General features: G+C 69.9%; 17 protein-coding genes and 3 rRNA genes. 5 read left to right on the forward strand and 15 right to left on the reverse strand.

Annotated features, from left to right (window positions below; translation table 11 throughout):
- Positions 1-38: 38 nt before the first annotated feature.
- A complete protein-coding gene (locus tag ACFQZ6_RS07505) occupies positions 39-1421 on the forward strand; it encodes an FAD-binding oxidoreductase (RefSeq protein WP_381605876.1) in 1383 nt (460 codons plus the stop codon).
- A 59-nt stretch (positions 1422-1480) separates the two neighbouring features.
- Complete coding sequence (locus ACFQZ6_RS07510; RefSeq protein WP_381605878.1) at positions 1481-3142, forward strand: PucR family transcriptional regulator; 1662 nt, start codon at positions 1481-1483, stop codon at positions 3140-3142.
- A 72-nt stretch (positions 3143-3214) separates the two neighbouring features.
- Here the strand turns inward: ACFQZ6_RS07510 and ACFQZ6_RS07515 are convergent, their stop codons facing one another.
- The 5 genes from ACFQZ6_RS07515 to ACFQZ6_RS07535 all read right to left on the reverse strand — a co-directional run bounded on the left by ACFQZ6_RS07515 (position 3215) and on the right by ACFQZ6_RS07535 (position 8448).
- On the reverse strand, positions 3215-4348 hold the full coding sequence (locus ACFQZ6_RS07515) for a glycosyltransferase family 4 protein (protein ID WP_381605880.1): 1134 nt from the start codon (positions 4346-4348) through the stop codon (positions 3215-3217).
- Positions 4349-4579: 231 nt separating this feature from the next.
- Positions 4580-6322: a DNA repair protein RecN gene (recN, locus tag ACFQZ6_RS07520; RefSeq protein WP_381605882.1), complete on the reverse strand. Its 1743-nt coding sequence runs from the start codon at positions 6320-6322 to the stop codon at positions 4580-4582.
- A gap of 140 nt (positions 6323-6462) precedes the next feature.
- A complete protein-coding gene (locus ACFQZ6_RS07525; RefSeq protein WP_381605885.1) occupies positions 6463-7368 on the reverse strand; it encodes an NAD kinase in 906 nt (301 codons plus the stop codon).
- Positions 7365-8180, reverse strand: coding sequence for a TlyA family RNA methyltransferase (locus tag ACFQZ6_RS07530; protein ID WP_381605887.1), 816 nt, complete (start codon positions 8178-8180; stop codon positions 7365-7367). The genes ACFQZ6_RS07525 and ACFQZ6_RS07530 overlap by 4 nt, the downstream gene beginning before the upstream one ends.
- Before the next feature lie 7 nt (positions 8181-8187).
- A complete protein-coding gene (locus tag ACFQZ6_RS07535; RefSeq protein ID WP_381605889.1) occupies positions 8188-8448 on the reverse strand; it encodes a hypothetical protein in 261 nt (86 codons plus the stop codon).
- Positions 8449-8490: 42 nt separating this feature from the next.
- Between ACFQZ6_RS07535 and ACFQZ6_RS07540 the strand changes: the two genes are divergently transcribed.
- The gene (locus ACFQZ6_RS07540; RefSeq protein WP_381605891.1) at positions 8491-8838 is read left to right on the forward strand and encodes a sterol-binding protein; all 348 of its coding nucleotides are present in this window, start codon (positions 8491-8493) and stop codon (positions 8836-8838) included.
- Here ACFQZ6_RS07540 and ACFQZ6_RS07545 read toward each other — a convergent pair.
- The 4 genes from ACFQZ6_RS07545 to ACFQZ6_RS07560 form a co-directional block, all read right to left on the reverse strand.
- On the reverse strand, positions 8822-9640 hold the full coding sequence (locus ACFQZ6_RS07545) for an ABC transporter ATP-binding protein (RefSeq protein WP_381605893.1): 819 nt from the start codon (positions 9638-9640) through the stop codon (positions 8822-8824). The genes ACFQZ6_RS07540 and ACFQZ6_RS07545 overlap by 17 nt on opposite strands.
- Before the next feature lie 107 nt (positions 9641-9747).
- Positions 9748-10830 (reverse strand): FecCD family ABC transporter permease, encoded by a 1083-nt coding sequence (locus ACFQZ6_RS07550; RefSeq protein ID WP_381605895.1) that lies wholly within the window; start codon positions 10828-10830, stop codon positions 9748-9750.
- Entirely contained in the window at positions 10827-11873 is a 1047-nt protein-coding gene (locus ACFQZ6_RS07555; RefSeq protein ID WP_381605897.1) for a FecCD family ABC transporter permease, read from the reverse strand. The genes ACFQZ6_RS07550 and ACFQZ6_RS07555 overlap by 4 nt, the downstream gene beginning before the upstream one ends.
- Positions 11874-11940: 67 nt before the next feature.
- Positions 11941-12969 carry an HAD hydrolase-like protein gene (locus ACFQZ6_RS07560; protein ID WP_381605899.1) on the reverse strand — a complete coding sequence of 343 codons (1029 nt, stop codon included), beginning with the start codon at positions 12967-12969 and terminating at the stop codon, positions 11941-11943.
- A gap of 84 nt (positions 12970-13053) precedes the next feature.
- Here ACFQZ6_RS07560 and ACFQZ6_RS07565 point away from each other — a divergent pair, with 84 nt between their 5' ends.
- Positions 13054-14343: a DUF1015 family protein gene (locus ACFQZ6_RS07565; RefSeq protein WP_381605901.1), complete on the forward strand. Its 1290-nt coding sequence runs from the start codon at positions 13054-13056 to the stop codon at positions 14341-14343.
- A 64-nt stretch (positions 14344-14407) separates the two neighbouring features.
- Here the strand turns inward: ACFQZ6_RS07565 and ACFQZ6_RS07570 are convergent, their stop codons facing one another.
- The 6 genes from ACFQZ6_RS07570 to ACFQZ6_RS07595 form a co-directional block, all read right to left on the reverse strand.
- Positions 14408-15133 carry a hypothetical protein gene (locus ACFQZ6_RS07570; RefSeq protein WP_381618141.1) on the reverse strand — a complete coding sequence of 242 codons (726 nt, stop codon included), beginning with the start codon at positions 15131-15133 and terminating at the stop codon, positions 14408-14410.
- Positions 15112-15468: a hypothetical protein gene (locus ACFQZ6_RS07575; RefSeq protein ID WP_381618909.1), complete on the reverse strand. Its 357-nt coding sequence runs from the start codon at positions 15466-15468 to the stop codon at positions 15112-15114. The genes ACFQZ6_RS07570 and ACFQZ6_RS07575 overlap by 22 nt, the downstream gene beginning before the upstream one ends.
- 517 nt (positions 15469-15985) lie before the next feature.
- Positions 15986-16102 (reverse strand): 5S ribosomal RNA (gene rrf, locus ACFQZ6_RS07580).
- A 105-nt stretch (positions 16103-16207) separates the two neighbouring features.
- Positions 16208-19331: ribosomal RNA gene (locus ACFQZ6_RS07585) — 23S ribosomal RNA — on the reverse strand.
- A gap of 271 nt (positions 19332-19602) precedes the next feature.
- Positions 19603-21130: ribosomal RNA gene (locus tag ACFQZ6_RS07590) — 16S ribosomal RNA — on the reverse strand.
- The 16S, 23S and 5S rRNA genes sit together here, the layout of an rRNA operon.
- A gap of 533 nt (positions 21131-21663) precedes the next feature.
- Entirely contained in the window at positions 21664-22305 is a 642-nt protein-coding gene (locus ACFQZ6_RS07595; RefSeq protein WP_381605904.1) for a DNA-3-methyladenine glycosylase, read from the reverse strand.
- 143 nt (positions 22306-22448) lie between these two features.
- Here ACFQZ6_RS07595 and ACFQZ6_RS07600 point away from each other — a divergent pair, with 143 nt between their 5' ends.
- A complete protein-coding gene (locus tag ACFQZ6_RS07600) occupies positions 22449-23231 on the forward strand; it encodes a sporulation protein (RefSeq protein WP_381605905.1) in 783 nt (260 codons plus the stop codon).
- Positions 23232-23244 lie beyond the last annotated feature (13 nt).

The following is a 23244-nucleotide window of genomic DNA, read 5'->3' on the forward strand; positions in this document are numbered from 1 at the left end:
AGGAGACCTGCTCTTCTCCCGGGAAGGGGGCGGCGGCCATGGCTTCCCCTTCGAAGGCGGGCACGGCTCTCGCCGCGCTGCGCGAGGAACTCTCCGGCGAGGTGTTCGCCCCGGGGGACCCGGGCTACGACGGTGCCCGGACCGTCTTCAACGCCATGATCGACCGGCGGCCCGCCGTCATCGCCCAGTGCGCCGACGAGGACGACGTGGTGCGGGCGGTGCGGTTCGGGCGTGACCTGGACCTGAACATCGCCGTGCGCGGCGGCGGGCACAGCGTGGCGGGCACGGCGGTGAACGACGCCGGTCTCGTGGTCGACCTGCGGCGGATGCGCGGCGTCACCGTGCACCCCGGCGCGGCGGCGGTCCGCGTCGAGGGCGGCGCCACGATGAGCCACCTGGACCGCGCCACCCAGCCGTACGCCCTGGCCACCACCGGGGGACGGGTGTCGACCACCGGCGTCGGTGGCTTCACCCTGGGCGGCGGCACGGGCTGGCTGGACCGCTGGTGCGGCCTCGCCGTCGACAACCTGCTCGGCGTCGAACTGGTCACCGCCGACGGCACCCGCACCCACGCCAGCGCCGACGAGAACCCCGAGCTGTTCTGGGCGCTGCACGGCGGCGGCGGCAACTTCGGCGTCGCCACCGCGCTCACCCTGAAGCTGCACGAACTGCCCGGGTTCGCGATCGCCCTGCTGCTGTACCGGCCGGAGCACGGCCCCGACGTCGTCCGCGCCTACCGCGAGCTGGTCGCGCACGCCCCCGACGAGGCGAGCGGGGCGATCCTGTACGTCACCGGCCCGCCGGAGGAGTTCGTACCGCCCGCCCTGGTGGGCGACCTGGTCTGCCTCGCGCTGGTCACCTGCGTCGGCGGCGAGCAGGACGTGCGCAAGGTCGCCGAGCCGCTGCTGGCGCTGCCGCACGAGGCGGAGGTCGTGGGCGCGATGCCGTACGCCGACGTGCAGTGCATGTTCGACGATCCGCCCGGCCAGCGGAACTACTGGTCCGCGGAGTACGTCAGCGGCCTGCCCGACGACCTGGTGGACGTCTTCTGCGCCAGCGCCGAGGCGCTCCCGGTGCCCACCGGCTGCCAGCAGATCCTGCTGCCGCAGGGCGGCGCGATCGCCGCCGGGCCCGCCGACTACCCCGTGCCCTACCGGGACGCCCCCTGGGCGGTCCACCCGTTCGGCATCTGGGCCGACCCCGCCGACGACGAGCGCTGCGTCCGCTGGGTCCACGAGGTGCGCGCCGCCCTGGGCCCCTGGGCCACGGGCGCGATCTACCTCAACTTCATCGGCGACGAGGGCCCCGACCGGGTGCGGGCGGGCCTCGGCGCGGAGAACACCGCCCGGCTGGCCGCCGTCAAACGCGCGTACGACCCGGACAACGTGTTCCGCTTCAACCACAACATCACCCCGGCCTAGGAGCCGTGGCCGAGGGCCCGTGGTCGGGGTCAGGGCGGGCCGCGGGTAGCGTCCGCGGTATGGACCAGCAGGGACACGACCGTCAGGGCGCGCACGACGCCGGGATCACCGTGCGGCGGGCGCTTGAGCTGCCCGGCCTGAGCGGCGGGCTGCCGGAGGTCGTCGCGGGCGCCGAGCGGCTGCACCGGACCGTGCGCTGGGTGCACGCGGGCGAGGTGCCGAACATCGCCTCGCTGCTCAAGGGCGGCGAGCTGCTGCTGACCACCGGCTACGGCCTCGGCACCCGCCCCGCCGAGCAGCGCGCGTTCGTGCGCACCCTGGCCGAGCGGGGCATCGCGGCCCTCGTCGTCGAGCTGGGCCCGCGGTTCGCCCGGCTGCCCGCGCCGCTCGTGGAGACGGCGCGGGCGGCCGGGCTGCCGCTGGTCCAGTTGCACCGCGAGGTGCCGTTCGTGACGGTCACCGAGGAGATCCACACCGAGATCGTCAACGGCCACTACGCGCTGCTGCAACGCGCCGAGGAGGTGCACCGGCGCTGCACCGAGGCGCTGCTCGGCGGCGGCGGCATCCCGCAGGTCCTGGGCATCCTGGCGGACTTCAGCGCCAACCCGGTGTTCCTGGAGACCGCCGACGGGCAGCTCCTGTACGCCGCGGGGTCAGGGCCGGAGGGCGCCGATCCGCTCCAGGTGTGGGAGGGGCTGCGGGGCCCGCACAAGGACACCCCGCCGCCCGCCGGTTCGGTGCTGGTGGACGTGCCGGGCGGCGGCCCGGGGCCCGGTACGGCGGGCTCGGTGCGGGCCCGCCTGGTGCTGCTGCCGGTGCGGGCGCCGCTCGCGCCGGTGCACCGCATGGCCGCCGAGCGGGCCGCGGGCATCCTGGCGGTGGTGCTGATGCAGGCCCGCCAGGAGGAGGAGCTGGCCGCGCGCGGACGCGGCGACTTCCTCACCGACCTCGCGGAGGGCCGCGTCACGGCGGCGGACGCGCCCGCGCAGGCCCGCGTCCTCGGCTTCAAGCCGGGTGACGGGCCGCTGCTGCCGGTGGTGATGCGGCTGGGCGGGGCGCTCTCGCCGGGCGGCGGCTGGGCCGTGCTCGCGCGGGCGGTCGCGGAGGAGCTGGCGGCGGTGGGCGCGCCGGTCCTGCTGGGGGTGCGGCCGGTCGAGGGCCGGGTGCCGCTGCTGCTCGGGCTGCGCGCGGAGGCGGAGCGCACGGCGGTCGCCGACCGGGTGGCGGCGGCGCTGCGGGCGGGCGTGGAGCGGGCCGGGACGCAACGGCCCGGGGCGCGTCCGCCGGTCGTGGTCGTCGGCCCCGCCGGGGACTGGGCGGCGGCCTCGGCGGGGCTGCGGCACGCCGCGGAGACGGCGACGGCGGCCCAGGGGCTCCCGGACCGGCCCTGGTACGACGCCCGGCGCCTGGACATCGACCTGCTGCTGTGGCGGCTGCGCGACCACCCCGACCTCGCGGCCTTCGTGGAGCGCGCCATCGGCCCGCTGCGCGACCACGACCGCCGCTCCCGGCCGCCGCTGCTGCCGACCCTGGAGACCTACCTCGGCACCGCGGGCCGCAAGGCGGAGACGGCCCGGGAGCTGCACCTGAACCGGCAGACGCTGTACAACCGGCTCGCCCGCATCGGGGAACTGCTCGGCACCGACCTCGACGACCCGCAGACGGTCCTGACCCTGAGCCTGGCCCTGCGCGCCCGCCGCCACGTGGACCGCGGCGCCTGAGGAACGATCAGGGACCGGTCGACCTCCGCTCGACGGGGGTCAGGTCCCGGTCGAGCGACGGTCGAGCCCCGGTCAGGTCAGCGGCCTGGGCTGCGTCAACTCGTCGTACACGCTGAGGACCTGGGCGATGGTCTCCTCCTCGGTCGGCCAGGTCGCCGCCTGTTCGACACCCCGGCGCGCCAACTCCGCACGCCGTGCCGGGTCGTCGAGGAGCCGTACGACGGTGTCGGCGAGGGCGGCGGAGTCGCCGTACGGGATCAGCTCGGCGGCGTCGCCGACCAGGTCGGGCACGCCGCCCACGCGGGTCGCGACGAGCGGCACGCGCGCGTGGAGGGCCTCCTGCGCGAGGACGGACCGCGACTCCCACCGGCTCGTCAGCAGCGCCACGTCGGCCGCGGCGAGCAGCTCGCCCACGTCGTCCCGGCAGCCCACCAGCCGTACCGGCAGTCGTTCCTGGTCGATGCGGTGCTGCAACTCGGCCCGTAGCGGCCCCTCCCCCGCGATCACCACCAGCGGCACGGGCTCCAGACCGCGCCAGACCCGCGCGGCGTCCAGCAGGACGTCGTACCCGCGGCAGGGGTCGAGGGAGCCGACGGTGATGAGCAACGGGCGGCCCAGCGCGCCGAGTTCGGCGAGGATCTTGGGCGGCAGCCGGTCGGGGTCGTCCCGCTCGGCCTCGCGGCGGCCGGGCAGGGCGACCGCGCCGAGCCGGGCGTCCCGCGCGCCGCTGCGGCGGGCCCGGTCCACCAGGTCGGAGGTGGTCCCGAGGACCAGGGTGGCCGCCCGTACCACCCGGCGCTCCAGCATCCGCAGCAGATGCGCCCGCGCGCCCTCGGCGTGCGCCCGGTTGTGCCAGGTCACGACGAGCGGGGTGCGCCGCCCGCCGAGCGCCAACGCCGTGCGGAAGGAGGCGTGCAGCCCGTGCGCGTGCACGAGGTCGGCGTCCGCGCAGACCGACCGCAGCGCCGCCACCGACGCCGGGTCGCTGCTGCGCGGGACGTGTACGTGTTCGGCGCCGACGCCCGTGAAGTCGTAGGCGCGTTCGGCTTCGGCGGGGGCGCACACCGTGACCCGCACGCCCCGCGCGACCAGTCCGGCCGCCAGTGACCGCACGTGCGCGCTGCTGGCGACGCTGCCCCCGCCGAGCACCTGTACGGTGCGCAGCGACGACTGGCCGTGCGGTGAGTGGCTGGTCACGAGGCTCACGCGGCCGGGGCTCCTGGTTCGGCGACAGACGGTCACGGGGAAACGTACAGAAGGATCGGGCGGAGGCACCGCACCGCTCGATGCGCGCGGACCCCGCCAAGGATGCCAGGACATCCGCCCCCGGCGACAACGCCAGGGGCGCCAACCTTCCGCTCTCATCCAGGTCACGTCACCCACACGGGTGAGGGAGAGACACCTATGTGCGAGAGTGACGTCCGCGCGGTACGGGAGTTACACCTCACCCCGCGCCGTCGCCAGCAGCTCCTCCGCGTGCGCCCGGGCCGTCTCGGAGTCCTCCTGCCCGGCCAGCATCCGCGACAGCTCCCGGATGCGCTCCTCGCCCTCCAGGACCTTCACGCCGGACCGGGTCACGGAGCCGTCGTTGGTCTTCTCCACCAGCAACTGCCGGTCCGCGAACGCCGCCACCTGCGGCAGGTGCGTCACCACCACGACCTGCGCCGACTTCGCCAGCCGCGCCAGCCGCCGCCCGATCTCCACCGCCGCCTTGCCGCCGACGCCCGCGTCGACCTCGTCGAACAGGTACGTCGGCACCGGGTCCGTGCCCGCGAACACCACCTCGACGGCGAGCATCACGCGCGACAGCTCACCGCCGGACGCGCCCTTGGCGATCGGCCGCGGCGGCGCCCCCGGGTGCGGCGCGAGCAGCAGCTCGACCTCGTCGACGCCCGACGGCCCGTACGCCACCGTACGGCCCCCCACCTCGACGCCCTCGGGGTCCTCGGTCTGCCGGATCTCGAAGGACACGCGCGCGTGGGGCATCGCCAGCGACGCCAGCTCCGCGGTCACCGCGGCGGCGAACCGCTCGGCGGCCTCGGTACGGGCGTCGGTCAGCGCCTGCGCGAGTCCGCCCAGCTCGGTGCGGAGCGCGTCGCGCTCGGCCGTCAGCTCACCGATGCGCTCGTCGTCGCCGTCGAGTTCGGTCAGCCGCGCGGCACTGGTCTCGGCCCACGCGAGCACACCACTCACGTCCTCGCCGTACTTGCGGGTCAGCGCCGTCAGCGCGGCCCGGCGCTCCTCCACCGCCGCGAGCCGCAGCGGATCGGCGTCCAGGTCGTCGGCGTACCCGGCCAGCTCCCCGGCGACGTCACCGAGCAGGATGCCGATCTCCCCGATCCGGTCGGCGAGCGCCGCCAGCGCCGGGTCGTGGGACCGTACGGCCTCCAGCGCCCGGTGGGCGCCCGCGACGAGGGTGGAGGCGTCCACGCCCTCGGGGTCCTCGGGGTTGCCCGCGAGCGCGGCGTGCGCGGCCGTCGCGGCGGACGCCAGCGCCTCCGCGTGCCCGAGCCGCTCGGCCTCCTCCGCCAGCTCCACGTCCTCCCCCGCGCGCGGTTCCACGGCGGCGATCTCGTCGAGGCCGTAGCGCAGCAGGTCGGCCTCCTGGGCCCGCTCACGCGCGCGCGTGGTGATCTCCTCCAGCTCGGCGGAGACCGCACGCAGCCGCTTGTACGCCTCGGTGTACTTGCCGAGCGGCACGGCCACCGCGTACCCGGCGTACCGGTCGAGCGCCTGCCGCTGCCGGGACTGCTTCAGCAGCCCCTGCTGGTCGGTCTGCCCGTGCACGGCCACCAGTTCGTCGGCCAGCTCCGCGAGCACGCCCACGGGCACGCTGCGCCCGCCGAGGTGCGCCCGTGAGCGCCCCTCAGCGGAAACGGTACGGCTGATGAGCAGCGTCCCCTCGTCCAGCTCGGCCCCGGCCTCCTCGGCGCGCACGGCCGCCGCCGCGCCCTCGGGTACGGCGATCCGCCCCTCGACGACGGCGTTCCTGGCCCCGATCCGCACCAGCGCCGCGTCCGCCCGACCGCCCAGCAGCAGCCCCAGACTGGTGACCACCATGGTCTTGCCCGCCCCGGTCTCCCCCGTGACGGCGGTGAAGCCGGGCGACAGCTCGACGACCGCGTCATCGATGACACCCAGTGACCGTATCCGCATCTCCTCAAGCACGGACACGACCATACGAGGTCCCAGCCAGGAAGTGCGACCGCCCCACCTTTGTCACCCACGCGAGTGGTCCGACACAGGGGCGCGGGGAACTGCGCGACAAGCCACGACCCGTCCGCACCCGCCGACGCACCGGAACCACCCCCCACGAACCGCTAATGAGGAGCCCCCCGCCACCCGGACACCGGCAACGCGAACTTCGCCACCAGCCGATCGGTGAACGAAGCATGGTGCAGCCGCGCCAAGCGGACCGGCACCGCCCCCCGCCGCACCTCCACCCGCGCCCCGGCGGGCAACTCCACCGTCCGCCGCCCGTCACACCACAGCACCCCCGGCGGGACGTGCGGCAGCACCTCCACCGCCAGCACCGAGTCCGGCGACGTCACCAGCGGCTTGGCGAACAGCGCGTGCGCGCTGATCGGCACCATCAGCAGTGCCTCCACCTCCGGCCACACCACGGGCCCGCCCGCGGAGAACGCGTAGGCGGTCGACCCGGTCGGCGTCGCGCACACGATGCCGTCGCAGCCGAACCCGGTCACCGGCCGTCCGTCGATCTCCAGGACGACCTCCAGCATCCGCTCGGCGGACACCTTCTGCACGGCCGCCTCGTTCAGCGCCCAGTCGGTGTGCACGATGTCGCCGTTGCGGTGCACGACGACGTCGACGGTCATCCGCTCCTCGACCTCGTACGCCTTGCTGACGACCCGGTCGACGACCTTGTCCAGGTCGTCCCGCTCGGCCTCGGCGAGGAAGCCGACCCGCCCGAGGTTGACGCCGAGCATCGGCACCCCGGACGCCCGCGCGAACTCCGCGCCGCGCAGCAGCGTGCCGTCACCCCCGAGGACGATCAGCAGCTCGCAGCCGTCGAGGCACTGAGGGGTGGCCTCCCTGACGAGCTGCACGCTGTCCGGCAGCGGCAGGTCGGCGGCCTCCGCCTCCAGCACCCGTACGCCGATCCCGGACCGCAGCAGCCCCTTCACCACCAGCTCGGCGCTGCGGATGGCGGCCGGGCGGCCGGTGTGGGCGAGGAGGAAAACAGTACGAGCGGTGTTCGATGTCAACGCGGCCCCTCCGCAACTGCACGGTCAACGTCGGCCGGGTCCAGTCGGTCAGCTCCGGCCCGCAGCCACAGAAAGTACTCGACGTTGCCCGAGGGTCCGGGCAGTGGACTGGCCGTGACCCCCCGCACCCCGAGCCCCAGCTCCCAGGCCCGCGCGGCGACCCCCCGCACGGCCTCGGCGCGCAGCTCCGGGCTGCGCACCACACCGCCGCTGCCGAGGCGCTCCTTGCCCACCTCGAACTGCGGCTTGACCATCATCACCAGGTCGGCGTCCGGCGTCACGCACCGCGCCAGGGCGGGCAGCACCAGCCCGAGCGGGATGAAGGACAGATCCCCCACGACAAGTTCCACGGGCTCCCCATCGATCGCCTCAAGCGTCAACTCGCGTACGTTCGTACGGTCCTTGACGGTGACGCGTTCATCGCTCTGGAGGGTCCACGCGAGTTGGCCGTACCCGACGTCCACGGCGACCACGTGCGCGGCCCCCGCCCGCAGCAGCACGTCGGTGAAGCCCCCGGTGGACGCCCCGGCGTCCAGGGCCCGCCGCCCCTCGACGACCAGCCCGCGCGGCACGAACGCCGCGAGCGCGCCCGCGAGCTTGTGGCCGCCCCGGGAGACGTACTCGGGATCGCTGTCGTCGGCCGCGACGACGATCGCGGCGGCGGTCTCCACCTGGGTGGCGGGCTTGGTCGCCACCGTCTTGCCGACGCTGACGCGCCCGGCGGCGATCAGCTGGCTGGCGTGCTCGCGCGAGCGCGCCAGCTTGCGGCGGACCAACTCCGCGTCGAGACGTCGGCGTACGACTCCTGCCACGTTCGGTTCAGCTCCTACTGCCGTACGGAGAAGGGGGCGCCGGAGGTCCCGGGCGGGCGTCGAGCGCGGTGAGCGCGTCGCGCAGCCCCCGGTGTACATCCTCGTACACCTCGACGTGTCCGTCCGTGGCGAGGTGGTCGGCGTCGGCCAGCCGCGCGAGCAGGGCGTCGACGTCGGCGTTGCCGGTGGGCTCGCGGGGGACGTCCAGGGGCGCGGGCGCGGCGGGGTCGGCCGCGGCGGCCTCCTCCTGGGGCTCGGGATCGTGCATGTCCAGACGCTACCTCGAACCGCTGCGGTACCGTCGGTCGCGATGGCCACGATCGAGGAGTGCCGCGCGGCACTCGACAAGCTCTCGGAGAACATGCGGCAGGCCGAGGGGGACGTCCGCGAGGCGACGCTCCTGGACCGATCGGTGAGCTGCCACGTCAAGGACCTCGACGTCACCTTCGTCGGCCGGATGTCCGGCGGCGGGATCGAGGTCCACGACATCGTGCCGGGCACGCCCAGCGAGAGGGCGCAGATCCGGCTGACGCTGACCGGCGACGACCTGCTGGCGCTGGTCGACGGCGAGCTGCACTTCGCCCGCGCCTGGAGTTCGGGCCGGGTGCGCCTCGAAGCGGGCCTGCGGGACCTGTTCCACCTCAGGAAGCTGCTGTAGCCCCGGCCTTCGCCAGCCTCGCCTTGCGGGCGGCGGGCACCACCAGCGGCGTGCCCGTCTCGGGGCAGTCGATGACCTGGCAGCCGAGCCCGAAGACCTCCTCCACCAGCTCCGCCGTGACGATGTCGCCCGGCGCGCCCTGCGCGATGACCTTCCCGTCGCGCAGCGCGATCAGGTGCGTGGCGTAGCGGGCGGCGTGGTTCAGGTCGTGCAGTACGGCGACCAGGGTGCGCCCCTGCTCCTCGTGCAGCTCGGCGCAGAGGTCCAGTACGTCGATCTGGTGCTGGATGTCGAGGTACGTGGTCGGCTCGTCGAGCAGCAGCAGCGGCGTCTGCTGGGCGAGCGCCATGGCGATCCACACGCGCTGCCGCTGCCCGCCGGACAGCTCGTCGACGTACCGGTCCGCCAGCTCGGCGACGCCGGTCTGCCGCATGGACTCCTGGACGACCCGCTCGTCCTCGGCGGACCACTGGCGCAGGATGCCCTGGTGCGGGTACCGGCCGCGGCCCACCAGGTCCGCGACGGTGATCCCGTCCGGCGCGATGGACGACTGCGGCAGCAGGCCGAGGGTGCGGGCGACCTTCTTGGCGGGCATCGACTGGATGACCTGCCCGTCGAGCAGGACCCGGCCCTCGTTGGGCTTGAGCATCCGCGACAGCGCTCGCAGCAGCGTCGACTTGCCGCACGCGTTCGGGCCGACGATCACCGTGAAGGAGTGGTCGGGTATCTCCACCGACAACTGCTCGGCGATGACCCGCTGGTCGTAGGCGAGGGTGACGTTCTGGGCGGACAGGCGGTTCACGGTGCTCCTTGGGTTGTTCGGCTCACGGTCGGCGGCGCGGCGCGGCCCGGCGCCCTCCTGTGGCCGGGGGCTCGGCCGCGACGGGAGGCTCGGCCGCGACCGGGGGCTCATATCCGCCCCGCGCGGCGCTCGGTGACGAGGAGCCACAGCAGGTAGACGCCGCCGACGACGCCCGTGACCACGCCGACGGGGAGCTGGTCGGCGCCGAACAGCCGCTGCGAGGCCCAGTCGGCGGTGACGAGGAGGGTGGCGCCCATGCACACGGAGGCCATCAGGTTGGGCCCCGGCGAGCGGGTGAGGCGGCGGGCGAGCTGCGGCGCGGTGAGCGCCACGAAGGCGACCGGCCCGGCGGCGGCGGTGGCGGTCGCGACCAGCAGGACGGCGGCCACCAGCAGCAGCATCCGCAGCCTCTCGACCCGCACCCCGAGGGCGTACGAGACGTCGTCGCCCATCTCCATCATCCGCAGCCCGCGCCCGCCCGCGAGCACCAGCGGCACGAGGACGGCGCACAGGACCAGCAGCGGCCAGACCTGGTCCCAGCCCCGGCCGTTGAGGGAGCCGGTCATCCACACCACCGCCCGGGAGGCGTCGACGAGGTCGGCCTTGGTGAGCAGATAGCCGTTGACCGCCGTGACGATCGCGGAGACACCAATACCGACCAGGACCAGCCGGTACCCGTGCACGCCCCGCTTCCAGGCGAGCACATAGATGGCCAGACCGGTCACCAGGCCGCCGACGAGCGCACCGGCGGTGACCTCGGCGGCGTCCCCGGACATCAGCACGATCACGGTGAGCGCACCGGCCGTGGCGCCCTGCCCGAGCCCGAGCACGTCCGGACTGCCCAGCGGATTGCGGGAGATGGCCTGGAACAGCGCGCCGCCGAGCCCGAGCGCGGCCCCGACCAGCAGCCCGACCAGGACCCGCGGCAGCCGCAGTTCGCGGACGACGAACTCCTGCATGGTGTCGCCGCCGCCGAAGAGCGTCTTCACCACGTCCCCGGCGGACATCTCGAAGTCCCCGGTCCCGATGAGCGCCACGCTCGCGGCGAACGCGGCAAGCAGCAGCAGGACGACGACGGTGACGGCCCGCGTGTCCACCCGCACGGAGAGCCCGCCGGGGGTGCGCAGGGCCCGCGTGGCACGTGGGGCGCGGTCGGCGGGTTGGGCCCGGTTGGCGCGTTGGGTCTTCACAGTTGGGCCGTCCTCCGCCGTCGTACGAGAAGAATGAAGACCGGCCCGCCGAGGATCGCGGTGACGATGCCGACCTGGAGCTCCGCGGGCCGCGCCACGATCCGCCCGAGAACGTCGGCGCCGAGCAGCAGCACGGGCGACAGGATCGTCGCGTACGGCAGGATCCAGCGCAGGTCGGGCCCGGTGAAGGACCGCACGACGTGCGGGACCATCAGACCGACGAAGACGATCGGGCCGCAGGCCGCGGTGGCCGCCCCGCACAGCACGGTGGCCGCCAGCATGGCGAGCGCCCGGGTCTGGTTGAGGTTGGCGCCGAGCGCCCGCGCGGCGTCGTCGCCCATGGCCAGGGCGTTCAGCGGCCGGGCGAGCGCGAGCGCCAGCACCACCCCCGTCACCAGGAACGGCAGCACCTGCCGGATGGTGTCGTCGGTCGCCGCGCTCAGCGAACCGACCGTCCAGAAGCGCATCTTGCCGAGCGCCGCCGAGTCCATGATCATCACGGCCTGGAGGTAGCCGTAGAGCGCGGCGCTGATCGCCGTACCGGCCAGCACCAGCCGCACCGGCGTCGCGCCCCGGCTGCCGCCGAGGAACCACACCAGCGCCCCCACCGCCGCGGCGCCCAGGAAGGCGAACCACACATAGCCGCTGAGGCTGGTGACGCCGAAGAAGGTGATGGCGGTGACGACGGCGGCGGACGCGCCCGCGTTGATGCCGAGCAGCCCGGGGTCGGCCAGCGGGTTACGGGTCAGCGCCTGGAGCACCGCCCCGGCCAGCCCGAATGCGGCCCCGGCGAGCAGCCCGAGCCCGGTCCGCGACAGCCGCTCGTCGACGACGACGTCGCCGTACGTCCCCGAGTTCTCGAACAGGCCGTGCCAGACCTGCTCCAGGGACAGCTCCTTCGCGCCGATGGCGATGCTCGCCACCGCGACGAGCGTGAGGACCGCCAGGGAGACGAGCAACCCGAGGGAACGGATCGCCGCCCGGCGGCTCGGGGGCGCGGGGGCGGTTTCCGCGCGCTGTACGGGAGGACTGTCGACCAACACGCAGTTAGGTTAGCCTACCCTCCCATTTGATCAAGCCGCTGAGCGCCCGCGCACGCCCCCGAGCCGCCTACAACCCCAGCCGCGCCAGCGCCTTCCCCCCGTCCAGCTCGCACACCCCGTCCCCGGCCGCCGTCCACGCCGCCGCGCACAGCGCCCGCAGCCCGTCCAGCGCGCCGCCCTCCCCGTCGACCTCCAGCCGCTCGCCGCCCGCCCGCGCGGTCCAGCCACCGCACCGGAACCCGCCGTCCGCCTCGGTCACCTCCGGCTGCCCGGTCAGCAGCCCGCGCAGGTCGGCGTCGACATAGGTGGGCCGGTACTGCGGCGCCGCCTTGAGGAGCTGCGCCCCGTCGGTCACCCCGGTCAGCACCAGCAGCGAGTCGACGTCCCCGTTGAACGCCCCCTCGATGTCCGTGTCCAGCCGATCCCCCACCACCAACGGCCGCTCCGCCCCCGTCCGCAGGATCGTCTCCCGGTGCATCGGCGGCAGCGGCTTGCCCGCGACCTGCGGCTCGGCGCCGGTCGCGATCCGCACCACCTCCACCGCCGCCCCGTTCCCCGGCGCGATCCCGCGCGCTCCCGGGATCGTCAGATCGGTGTTGGACGCGAACCACGGCACCCCGCGCGCGATCGCGTAACACGCCTCGGCGAACCGCCCCCAGGGCAGCTCGGGACCGCCGTACCCCTGCACCACCGCCACCGGCTCGTCGTCCGCCGACTCCACCGGCACCAGGCCCCGCTCCCGCAGCGCCACCCGCAGCCCCTCACCGCCGATCACCAGCACCCGCGCCCCCGCGGGCACCTGCTCGCTGATCAGCCGGGCCACCGCCTGCGCCGAGGTGATCACGTCGTCCGCCGCCGTCGGTATCCCGAGCGCCGTCAGATGCGCGGCCACCGCGTCCGGCGTGCGCAGCGCGTTGTTCGTGACGTACGCCAGGTGCATCCCGCCCTCACGCGCGACGCCGAGCGACTCGACCGCGTGCCGGATCGCCTGACCGCCCGCGTACACCACACCGTCCAGATCGAGCAGCGCCGTGTCGTACGCCTCGCTCAGGGCCCGCCCACTGCCGTCGGGCCTCGTCCTGACGCTCCGGCTCATCACCACATCGCTCCTCGCTGCTCCCGGTCCGCTCCGCTTTCCCCCGATCATCGCGCATCCCACTGACACACGTACGATGCCGGGATGAACGCAGCAGGTCACCCGGAAGCAACGGAGCGCCGTGGCCTCGAACTCACCCCGTTCCGAGGTCTGCGTTACGACCCCGACCGGGTCGGCAGCCTGGCCGCTGTGACGTCCCCGCCGTACGACGTCGTCGTACGCCCGGACGGTCTGCACCACCTGGAATCCGCCGACCCGCACAACATCGTCCGCCTGATCCTCCCCCAGGCCAGCACGCCCGGCGCCCGCGACCGACAGGCCGCCAGCACCCTGCGCCGCTGGGTCGTGGAGGGCGTCCTCACCGCCGACCCCGAGCCCGGTCTCTACGTCTACGAGCAGCGCGCCCCCGACGGCGCCCTCCAGCGCGGCGTCATCGGCGCCCTGCGCGTCACGGACCCCGCCGACGGCCTCGTCCTCCCCCACGAGGACGTCATGCCGCACATCGTCGCCGAACGCGCCGACCTCATGCGGGCCACCTCCGCCAACCTGGAGCCCCTGCTCCTGACCTACCGGGGCGACGGCTCGGCGGCCCCCACCACCGAGATCATCGAACGCACGGCCGAGGAACCCCCGCTCCTCGCCACCACCACCGAGGACGGCGTCCACCACCGCCTGTGGACCCTCACCGACCCCGCGGACCTGACGACCGTCCAGTCCGACCTCGCCCACCACCAGGCCCTCATCGCCGACGGCCACCACCGCTGGGCCACCTACCGCAGCCTCCGCGCGGAGCACCCCTCCCCCAGCCCCTGGGACTACGGCCTGGTCCTCCTCGTCGACACCGCCCGCTACCCCCTGCGGGTGCGCGCCATCCACCGCCTCCTGCACGGCCTGCCGGTCCAGGACGCCCTGACGGCACTGGATGGCCTGTTCCGCGTACGGCACCTGCGGGCATCCCTGCCGGAGGCGCTCACGGCGCTGGCGGAGGCCACCCGCGCGGGCAACGCCTTCCTCCTCGCCGGTGACGGCGCCTACCACCTCGTGGACCGCCCCGACCCGGACCTCCTGGCCCGCACGGTCCCCACCGACCGCCCCCTCGCCTGGCGCACCCTGGACGCCACGGTGCTGCACGCAGCCCTCCTGGCCCACGTATGGCACGTCCCCGAGGACTCCCCCGCCCACATCGCCTACATCCACGACGCCGCCGCCACGGTCGCCAAGGCCGAGCAGGACGGCGGTACGGCGGTCCTCATGCACCCCGTCCACGAGGACGTCGTACGCGACCTCGCCCGCCAGGGCGTCACCATGCCCCGCAAGTCGACGTCGTTCGGCCCGAAACCGGCGTCTGGGCTGGTGCTGCGCACGCTGGACTGAAAAGAGAAGGGGCGGGGCTCCGGTGGTTCACCGGAGCCCCGCCCCTTCTTCGTCCTGCCGCGCGTCAGTCCCTGTCGGGGCCGCCGTCCTCCGAGGGGCCGTCCTGCTCCTCGTCGAGCGCGTCCATGAACTCCACGCCGTCCAGCTCGGCCAGCCGGTCCGAGGCATCCGTGCTGCCGTCCCGGTCGGCCTCCACCGCCTTCGCGAACCACTCCCGCGCCTCACCGCGCCGCCCGGCCGCGAGCAGCGCGTCGGCGTACGCGTACCGCAGCCGCGCGGTCCACGGCTGGACGGCGTTGGAGGCCAGCTCGGGGCTCTGGAGCGTCACGATGGCCGCGTCCAACTGCCCCATGTCACGCCGGGCACCGGCCGCGACGAGCCGCATCTCGACCTGCCCGGCCTTGTCCAGCTTGTGCACCTCGGGCGCCCCGGCCATGTCGAGCGCCTTCTCCGGCCGCCCGAGCCCACGCTCGCAGTCGGCCATGAGCGGCCACAGCTCCACGCCACCGGTCATCCGCCGCGCCGCCCGGAACTCCGCCAGCGCCTCGGCGTACTTCTGGCTGGCGTACGCCGCGAACCCGGCCGCCTCACGCACGGCGGCGACGCGCGACGCCAGCCGCAGCGCCACCCTGGAGTACCCGTAGGCACCCTCGGGGTCGTCGTCGATGAGCCTGGCGACCATCACCAGGTTCTTCGCGACGTCCTCGGCCAGGGTCTTCGGCAGGCTCTGCAGCTCCTGCCGTACGTCCTTGTCGATCTCGTCGCCGGTCACGTCCTCGGGGATCGGCAGCCGCTTGATCGGCTCACGGTCGCGCTCCCGCTCCTCACGGAACCGCCCACCGCCACGCCGGTCGTCACGCCGGTCGCCCCGACGGTCATCGCGCCGGTCGTCCCTGCGGTCGTCACGCCCACGGAACCCACCGGGCCGCCCGGGACGGTCATCGCGCCGCGGGCCACGCCCTCGGTCGTCCCGCCGGAACCCACCACCGCGCTCCCCACGGTCCCCGCGCACGGGACGCTCGTCGCCCCGCCGCTCGGGACGACGCGCGGGCCCACGGTCGTCACGGCGGTCATCACGGCGATCGTCGCGCCGGTCATCACGGCGGTCGTCCCTGCGATCGTCACGGCGGTACGGGGGACGCTCCCCGTCGCGCCGGAAGCCGCCGCGGTCGGAGCGCTCGGGCCGGTCTCCCCGGTCGTCACGCCGGAAGCCACGGTCACGCCCCCGGTCGTCCCGGCCACGGTCGTCCCGACGGAACCCGCCACGGTCGTCCCGACGCTCACCGCGGTCATCACGGCGGAACGGGGGACGCTCACCCTCGCGCCGGAACCCACGATCCCGGTCGCGGTCCCGATTGCCGTCCCGGTCCCTGTCCCGATCCCGGTCGTCACGCCGCGGCGCACCGGCCCGGTCGTCCCGCCGGAAGCCACCCCGCTGACCCCGGTCGGCACTGCGCCGAGGACCGCCACGGAAGCCGCCACGGTCTCCACCGTCCCGTCGCCGCGGGTCGCGCTCCGGTCGGTCGTCGGGAGAGTTGGTGGACATCGGTGACTCCTGTCTTCGGTACCGCGATTCATTAAACAACGAAAGGACCCCTGGTCCCAGCTGAACGCTGGTGACCAGGGGTCCTCCCCAAAGATTGTTCGGCGGCGTCCTACTCTCCCACAGGGTCCCCCCTGCAGTACCATCGGCGCTGTAAGGCTTAGCTTCCGGGTTCGGAATGTAACCGGGCGTTTCCCTCACGCTATAACCACCGAAACCCTAATGGTTTCGAGCGAACAAGCACACTCTTCAATTATGCGTTCTACTCAAAACCGACAACTGTTCGTTGTCTCAGAACTAACACAGTGGACGCGAGCAACTGAGGACAAGCCCTCGGCCTATTAGTACCGGTCACCTCCACACGTTACCGTGCTTCCAGATCCGGCCTATCAACCCAGTCGTCTACTGGGAGCCTTACCCCATCAAGTGGGTGGGAGTCCTCATCTCGAAGCAGGCTTCCCGCTTAGATGCTTTCAGCGGTTATCCCTCCCGAACGTAGCCAACCAGCCATGCCCTTGGCAGAACAACTGGCACACCAGAGGTTCGTCCGTCCCGGTCCTCTCGTACTAGGGACAGCCCTTCTCAAGACTCCTACGCGCACAGCGGATAGGGACCGAACTGTCTCACGACGTTCTAAACCCAGCTCGCGTACCGCTTTAATGGGCGAACAGCCCAACCCTTGGGACCGACTCCAGCCCCAGGATGCGACGAGCCGACATCGAGGTGCCAAACCATCCCGTCGATATGGACTCTTGGGGAAGATCAGCCTGTTATCCCCGGGGTACCTTTTATCCGTTGAGCGACGGCGCTTCCACAAGCCACCGCCGGATCACTAGTCCCGACTTTCGTCCCTGCTCGACCCGTCGGTCTCACAGTCAAGCTCCCTTGTGCACTTACACTCAACACCTGATTACCAACCAGGCTGAGGGAACCTTTGGGCGCCTCCGTTACCCTTTAGGAGGCAACCGCCCCAGTTAAACTACCCATCAGACACTGTCCCTGATCCGGATCACGGACCCAGGTTAGACATCCAGCACGACCAGACTGGTATTTCAACGACGACTCCACAACCACTGGCGTGGCCGCTTCAAAGTCTCCCAGCTATCCTACACAAGCCGAACCGAACACCAATATCAAACTGTAGTAAAGGTCCCGGGGTCTTTCCGTCCTGCTGCGCGAAACGAGCATCTTTACTCGTAGTGCAATTTCACCGGGCCTATGGTTGAGACAGTCGAGAAGTCGTTACGCCATTCGTGCAGGTCGGAACTTACCCGACAAGGAATTTCGCTACCTTAGGATGGTTATAGTTACCACCGCCGTTTACTGGCGCTTAAGTTCTCAGCTTCGCCCCACCGAAATGGAGCTAACCGGTCCCCTTAACGTTCCAGCACCGGGCAGGCGTCAGTCCGTATACATCGCCTTACGGCTTCGCACGGACCTGTGTTTTTAGTAAACAGTCGCTTCTCGCTGGTCTCTGCGGCCACCCCCAGCTCAGGAAGCAAGTTCCCTCACCGGAAATGGCCCCCCTTCTCCCGAAGTTACGGGGGCATTTTGCCGAGTTCCTTAACCATAGTTCACCCGAACGCCTCGGTATTCTCTACCTGACCACCTGAGTCGGTTTAGGGTACGGGCCGCCATGAAACTCGCTAGAGGCTTTTCTCGACAGCATAGGATCATCCACTTCGCCACAATCGGCTCGGCATCAGGTCTCAGACTTAATGGCGTGCGGATTTACCTACACACCGTCCTACACCCTTACCCCGGGACAACCACCGCCCGGGATGGACTACCTTCCTGCGTCACCCCATCACTCACCTACTAACCGCTTGGTTCAGCGGCTCCACCACTCCCAGAAACAGCAAAGCTGAAACCGGGCGGCTTCACGGCCTTAGCATCACGATGCTCGATGTTTGACGCTTCACAGCGGGTACCGGAATATCAACCGGTTATCCATCGACTACGCCTGTCGGCCTCGCCTTAGGTCCCGACTTACCCTGGGCAGATCAGCTTGACCCAGGAACCCTTAGTCAATCGGCGCACACGTTTCTCACGTGTGAATCGCTACTCATGCCTGCATTCTCACTCGTCAACCGTCCACAACTCGCTTCCACGGCTGCTTCACCCGGCAGACGACGCTCCCCTACCCATCACAGCCTCCGTTAGAAGTATTGCTGCAATGACACGACTTCGGCGGTACGCTTGAGCCCCGCTACATTGTCGGCGCGGAATCACTAGACCAGTGAGCTATTACGCACTCTTTCAAGGGTGGCTGCTTCTAAGCCAACCTCCTGGTTGTCTCTGCGACTCCACATCCTTTCCCACTTAGCGTACGCTTAGGGGCCTTAGTCGATGCTCTGGGCTGTTTCCCTCTCGACCATGGAGCTTATCCCCCACAGTCTCACTGCCGCGCTCTCACTTACCGGCATTCGGAGTTTGGCTAAGGTCAGTAACCCGGTAGGGCCCATCGCCTATCCAGTGCTCTACCTCCGGCAAGAAACACACGACGCTGCACCTAAATGCATTTCGGGGAGAACCAGCTATCACGGAGTTTGATTGGCCTTTCACCCCTAACCACAGGTCATCCCCCAGGTTTTCAACCCTGGTGGGTTCGGTCCTCCACGAAGTCTTACCTCCGCTTCAACCTGCCCATGGCTAGATCACTCCGCTTCGGGTCTTGAGCGCGCTACTGAATCGCCCTATTCGGACTCGCTTTCGCTACGGCTTCCCCACACGGGTTAACCTCGCAACACACCGCAAACTCGCAGGCTCATTCTTCAAAAGGCACGCAGTCACGAGAGTGAAGCAAGCTCCACTCCGACGCTCCCACGGCTTGTAGGCACACGGTTTCAGGTACTATTTCACTCCCCTCCCGGGGTACTTTTCACCATTCCCTCACGGTACTATCCGCTATCGGTCACCAGGGAATATTTAGGCTTAGCGGGTGGTCCCGCCAGATTCACACGGGATTTCTCGGGCCCCGTGCTACTTGGGTGTCGCACAAGCAAGCCGCTAATGTTTCGACTACGGGGGTCTTACCCTCTACGCCGGACCTTTCGCATGTCCTTCGCCTACATCAACGGTTTCTGACTCACCTCACGACCGGCAGATCATGAAAGTGCGATCCCACAACCCCGTATGCGCAACCCCTGCCGGGTCTCACACACATACGGTTTAGCCTCATCCAGTTTCGCTCGCCACTACTCCCGGAATCACGGTTGTTTTCTCTTCCTGCGGGTACTGAGATGTTTCACTTCCCCGCGTTCCCTCCACATGCCCTATGTGTTCAGGCATGGGTGACAGCCCATGACGACTGCCGGGTTTCCCCATTCGGAAACCCCCGGATCAAAGCCTGGTTGACGACTCCCCGGGGACTATCGCGGCCTCCCACGTCCTTCATCGGTTCCTGGTGCCAAGGCATCCACCGTGCGCCCTTAAAAACTTGGCCACAGATGCTCGCGTCCACTGTGTAGTTCTCAAACAACGACCAGCCACCCGTCACCCCGCCACTCAGGCGAGTTCACTGGGACCGGCACTGAGAGAAGTTCATTCCCTCAGACACCCAACAGCGTGCCCGACACGTCCTCTCAGCCCTCCCTGTGTTCCACGCCGAAGCAGTACTAACAGAAAAAGCCTTCAAGACCGTGCCGAGTAGTCAACGTTCCACCCATGAGCAACCGTGCAAGACATGCGCTTGCAGTCGGCTATGTGCTCCTTAGAAAGGAGGTGATCCAGCCGCACCTTCCGGTACGGCTACCTTGTTACGACTTCGTCCCAATCGCCAGTCCCACCTTCGACAGCTCCCTCCCCGCAAGGGGGTTGGGCCACCGGCTTCGGGTGTTACCGACTTTCGTGACGTGACGGGCGGTGTGTACAAGGCCCGGGAACGTATTCACCGCAGCAATGCTGATCTGCGATTACTAGCGACTCCGACTTCATGGGGTCGAGTTGCAGACCCCAATCCGAACTGAGACCGGCTTTTTGAGATTCGCTCCACCTCACGGTATCGCAGCTCATTGTACCGGCCATTGTAGCACGTGTGCAGCCCAAGACATAAGGGGCATGATGACTTGACGTCGTCCCCACCTTCCTCCGAGTTGACCCCGGCGGTCTCCTGTGAGTCCCCATCATCCCGAAGGACATGCTGGCAACACAGAACAAGGGTTGCGCTCGTTGCGGGACTTAACCCAACATCTCACGACACGAGCTGACGACAGCCATGCACCACCTGTACACCGACCACAAGGGGGCACCCATCTCTGGATGTTTCCGGTGTATGTCAAGCCTTGGTAAGGTTCTTCGCGTTGCGTCGAATTAAGCCACATGCTCCGCCGCTTGTGCGGGCCCCCGTCAATTCCTTTGAGTTTTAGCCTTGCGGCCGTACTCCCCAGGCGGGGAACTTAATGCGTTAGCTGCGGCACCGACGACGTGGAATGTCGCCAACACCTAGTTCCCACCGTTTACGGCGTGGACTACCAGGGTATCTAATCCTGTTCGCTCCCCACGCTTTCGCTCCTCAGCGTCAGTAATGGCCCAGAGATCCGCCTTCGCCACCGGTGTTCCTCCTGATATCTGCGCATTTCACCGCTACACCAGGAATTCCGATCTCCCCTACCACACTCTAGCCAGCCCGTATCGACTGCAGACTCGGAGTTAAGCCCCGAGCTTTCACAATCGACGTGACAAGCCGCCTACGAGCTCTTTACGCCCAATAATTCCGGACAACGCTTGCGCCCTACGTATTACCGCGGCTGCTGGCACGTAGTTAGCCGGCGCTTCTTCTGCAGGTACCGTCACTTTCGCTTCTTCCCTGCTGAAAGAGGTTTACAACCCGAAGGCCGTCATCCCTCACGCGGCGTCGCTGCATCAGGCTTTCGCCCATTGTGCAATATTCCCCACTGCTGCCTCCCGTAGGAGTCTGGGCCGTGTCTCAGTCCCAGTGTGGCCGGTCGCCCTCTCAGGTCGGCTACCCGTCGTCGCCTTGGTGAGCCGTTACCTCACCAACAAGCTGATAGGCCGCGGGCTCATCCTTCACCGCCGGAGCTTTCCACCATCAAAGATGCCCAAGATGGTCGTATCCGGTATTAGACCCCGTTTCCAGGGCTTGTCCCAGAGTGAAGGGCAGATTGCCCACGTGTTACTCACCCGTTCGCCACTAATCCACCCCGAAGGGCTTCATCGTTCGACTTGCATGTGTTAAGCACGCCGCCAGCGTTCGTCCTGAGCCAGGATCAAACTCTCCGTGAATGTTTACCCGTAATCGGGTGCAACACCACGAGAGCGGTGCAAGAGGAGGAATGATCCTCTCGCACACAGCGTCCTCGCTGTGTTTGTTCTTCAAAGGAACCTCGCCCCAACTCATACGAGTCGGAGACGGGGTATCAACATATCTGGCGTTGACTTTTGGCACGCTGTTGAGTTCTCAAGGAACGGTCGCTTCCTTTGTACTCACCCTCTCGGGCTTTCCTCCGGGCGCTTCCCTTCGGTCTTTCGTTTCCGACTCTATCAGATCCTTTTCTCGACCTGACCCCCAGTCAGCGGGGTTCGTCTTGGGCTTTGGGGCTTTCGCCCTGCGGCCTTTCGACATTCACTACGTTAGCCGATCTCCCCGGCAACTCATAATCGAGATCCGCAGTTGTCGAATTCGGGCGTGCGGGCACGTCGAATTCGCCCCCACGGAGGGGGTGACGTAGGTAGTGGGTTGGCCGCTCCGGCTGCTGTCTTACCGGCAGTACCCGTTCCAGCGGCTTGGGCTACGTTACGGACCTTCCAGGGCCGAGTCAAGTTCGGCGGCGGCGGGGGACGTGGGCGCGGTACGGGCTCACCGTCGGGTCGTTGGCGACCCAGAAGCGCCAGGGGTGGACGCCGCCGTCGCCGGAGACCCCGGTGCGGGGGCCGTTGCGGACCTGGTCGGGGTGGACGGGGGTGCCGGTGAAGATGCTGAAGGCGTGGTCAGGGCCCGCACAGGCGTCCTCGCCGTCGAGGGTGCGGTCGACGTCGAGGGCCGTGGCCAGGCGGGCGGGGCCCTTGGCCAGTTCCTTGTCGTTGCGGGCCGAGAGGCGGCGGGCGCGGGCCAGCTCGGCGCCCTCGACGATCTCCCCCGCGCGGAGCAGGACGGCGCTCGCGGTGCCCTCGGGGCCGCACACCAGGTTCATGCAGTGCCACATGCCGTAGGTGAAGTAGACGTACACATGGCCGGGAGGACCGAACATCACGTCGTTGCGGGGCGTGCGCCCGCGATAGGCGTGGGAGCCGGGGTCGTTCTGGCCGTCGTACGCCTCCACCTCTGTCAGGCGCAGGGCGATCGGACCGTCCGGGGTGGTGCGGACCAGGGTGCGGCCGAGGAGGTCGGGGGCGACCTCCAGGACGGGCCGGTCGAAGAAGGTCCTGGGGAGGGGCGTACGGTCGGGGGTCGCGATCATGCCGTCCGAGGGTAGTGGAGTCGGGCGGCGTCACGGGGTGGTCAGCGGGCCTCCGCCTTGCCAGGGTGAGGCGCGGAACCGGTCACGGCCGGATCGCGTTTGTAGGGATCAAGGGACTCTTGGGACTCTGGAGAGGGAGAGACATGGCGTTCAAGAAGCTGCTCGCGAGTCTGGGGGCCGGTGGCGCCTCGGTCGAGACGGTGCTCACCGAGGTGAACGTGGTGCCGGGCGGCGTCGTCCAGGGCGAGGTGCGGATCCAGGGCGGGTCCGTGAACCAGCAGATCGAGGGGCTGTCCGTGGGGCTCCAGGTCCGGGTCGAGGTCGAGGGCCAGGACACGGAGTACAAGCAGGACATCGAGTTCACGAAGGTGCGGCTGGGTGGGGCCTTCGAGCTGGCGGCGGGTGCCGTGCACGCGGTGCCGTTCGGTCTGGAGATCCCGTGGGAGACGCCGATCACGATGATCGACGGTCAGGCGCTGCGCGGGATGGACATCGGTGTGACGACGGAGCTGGCGATCGCGCGGGCCGTGGACTCCAGTGACCTGGACCCGGTCAACGTGCACCCGCTGCCCGCGCAGAAGGCGATCCTGGACGCGTTCATCCAGCTCGGCTTCCGGTTCAAGAACGCGGACATGGAGCGCGGTCACATCCGGGGTACGCGGCAGAAGCTGCCGTTCTACCAGGAGATCGAGTTCTACCCGCCGCAGCAGTACCGGGGCCTGAACCAGGTCGAGTTGAGCTTCGTGGCCGACGAGCAGGCCATGGACGTCGTGCTGGAGATGGACAAGAAGCCGGGGCTGTTCAGCGAGGGCAGCGACACCTTCCGGTCGTTCCAGGTGGGGCTGCACGACTACCAGTCGACCGACTGGGCGGCGTATCTGAACCAGTGGCTGTCCGAGGTCGGCAGCAAGCGGAACTGGTTCTAGGGCCTGTCGTTTG

Origin of the sequence: Streptomyces flavalbus, assembly GCF_042674625.1 — a bacterium.
GTDB classification, from domain to species: domain Bacteria; phylum Actinomycetota; class Actinomycetes; order Streptomycetales; family Streptomycetaceae; genus Streptomyces; species Streptomyces flavalbus.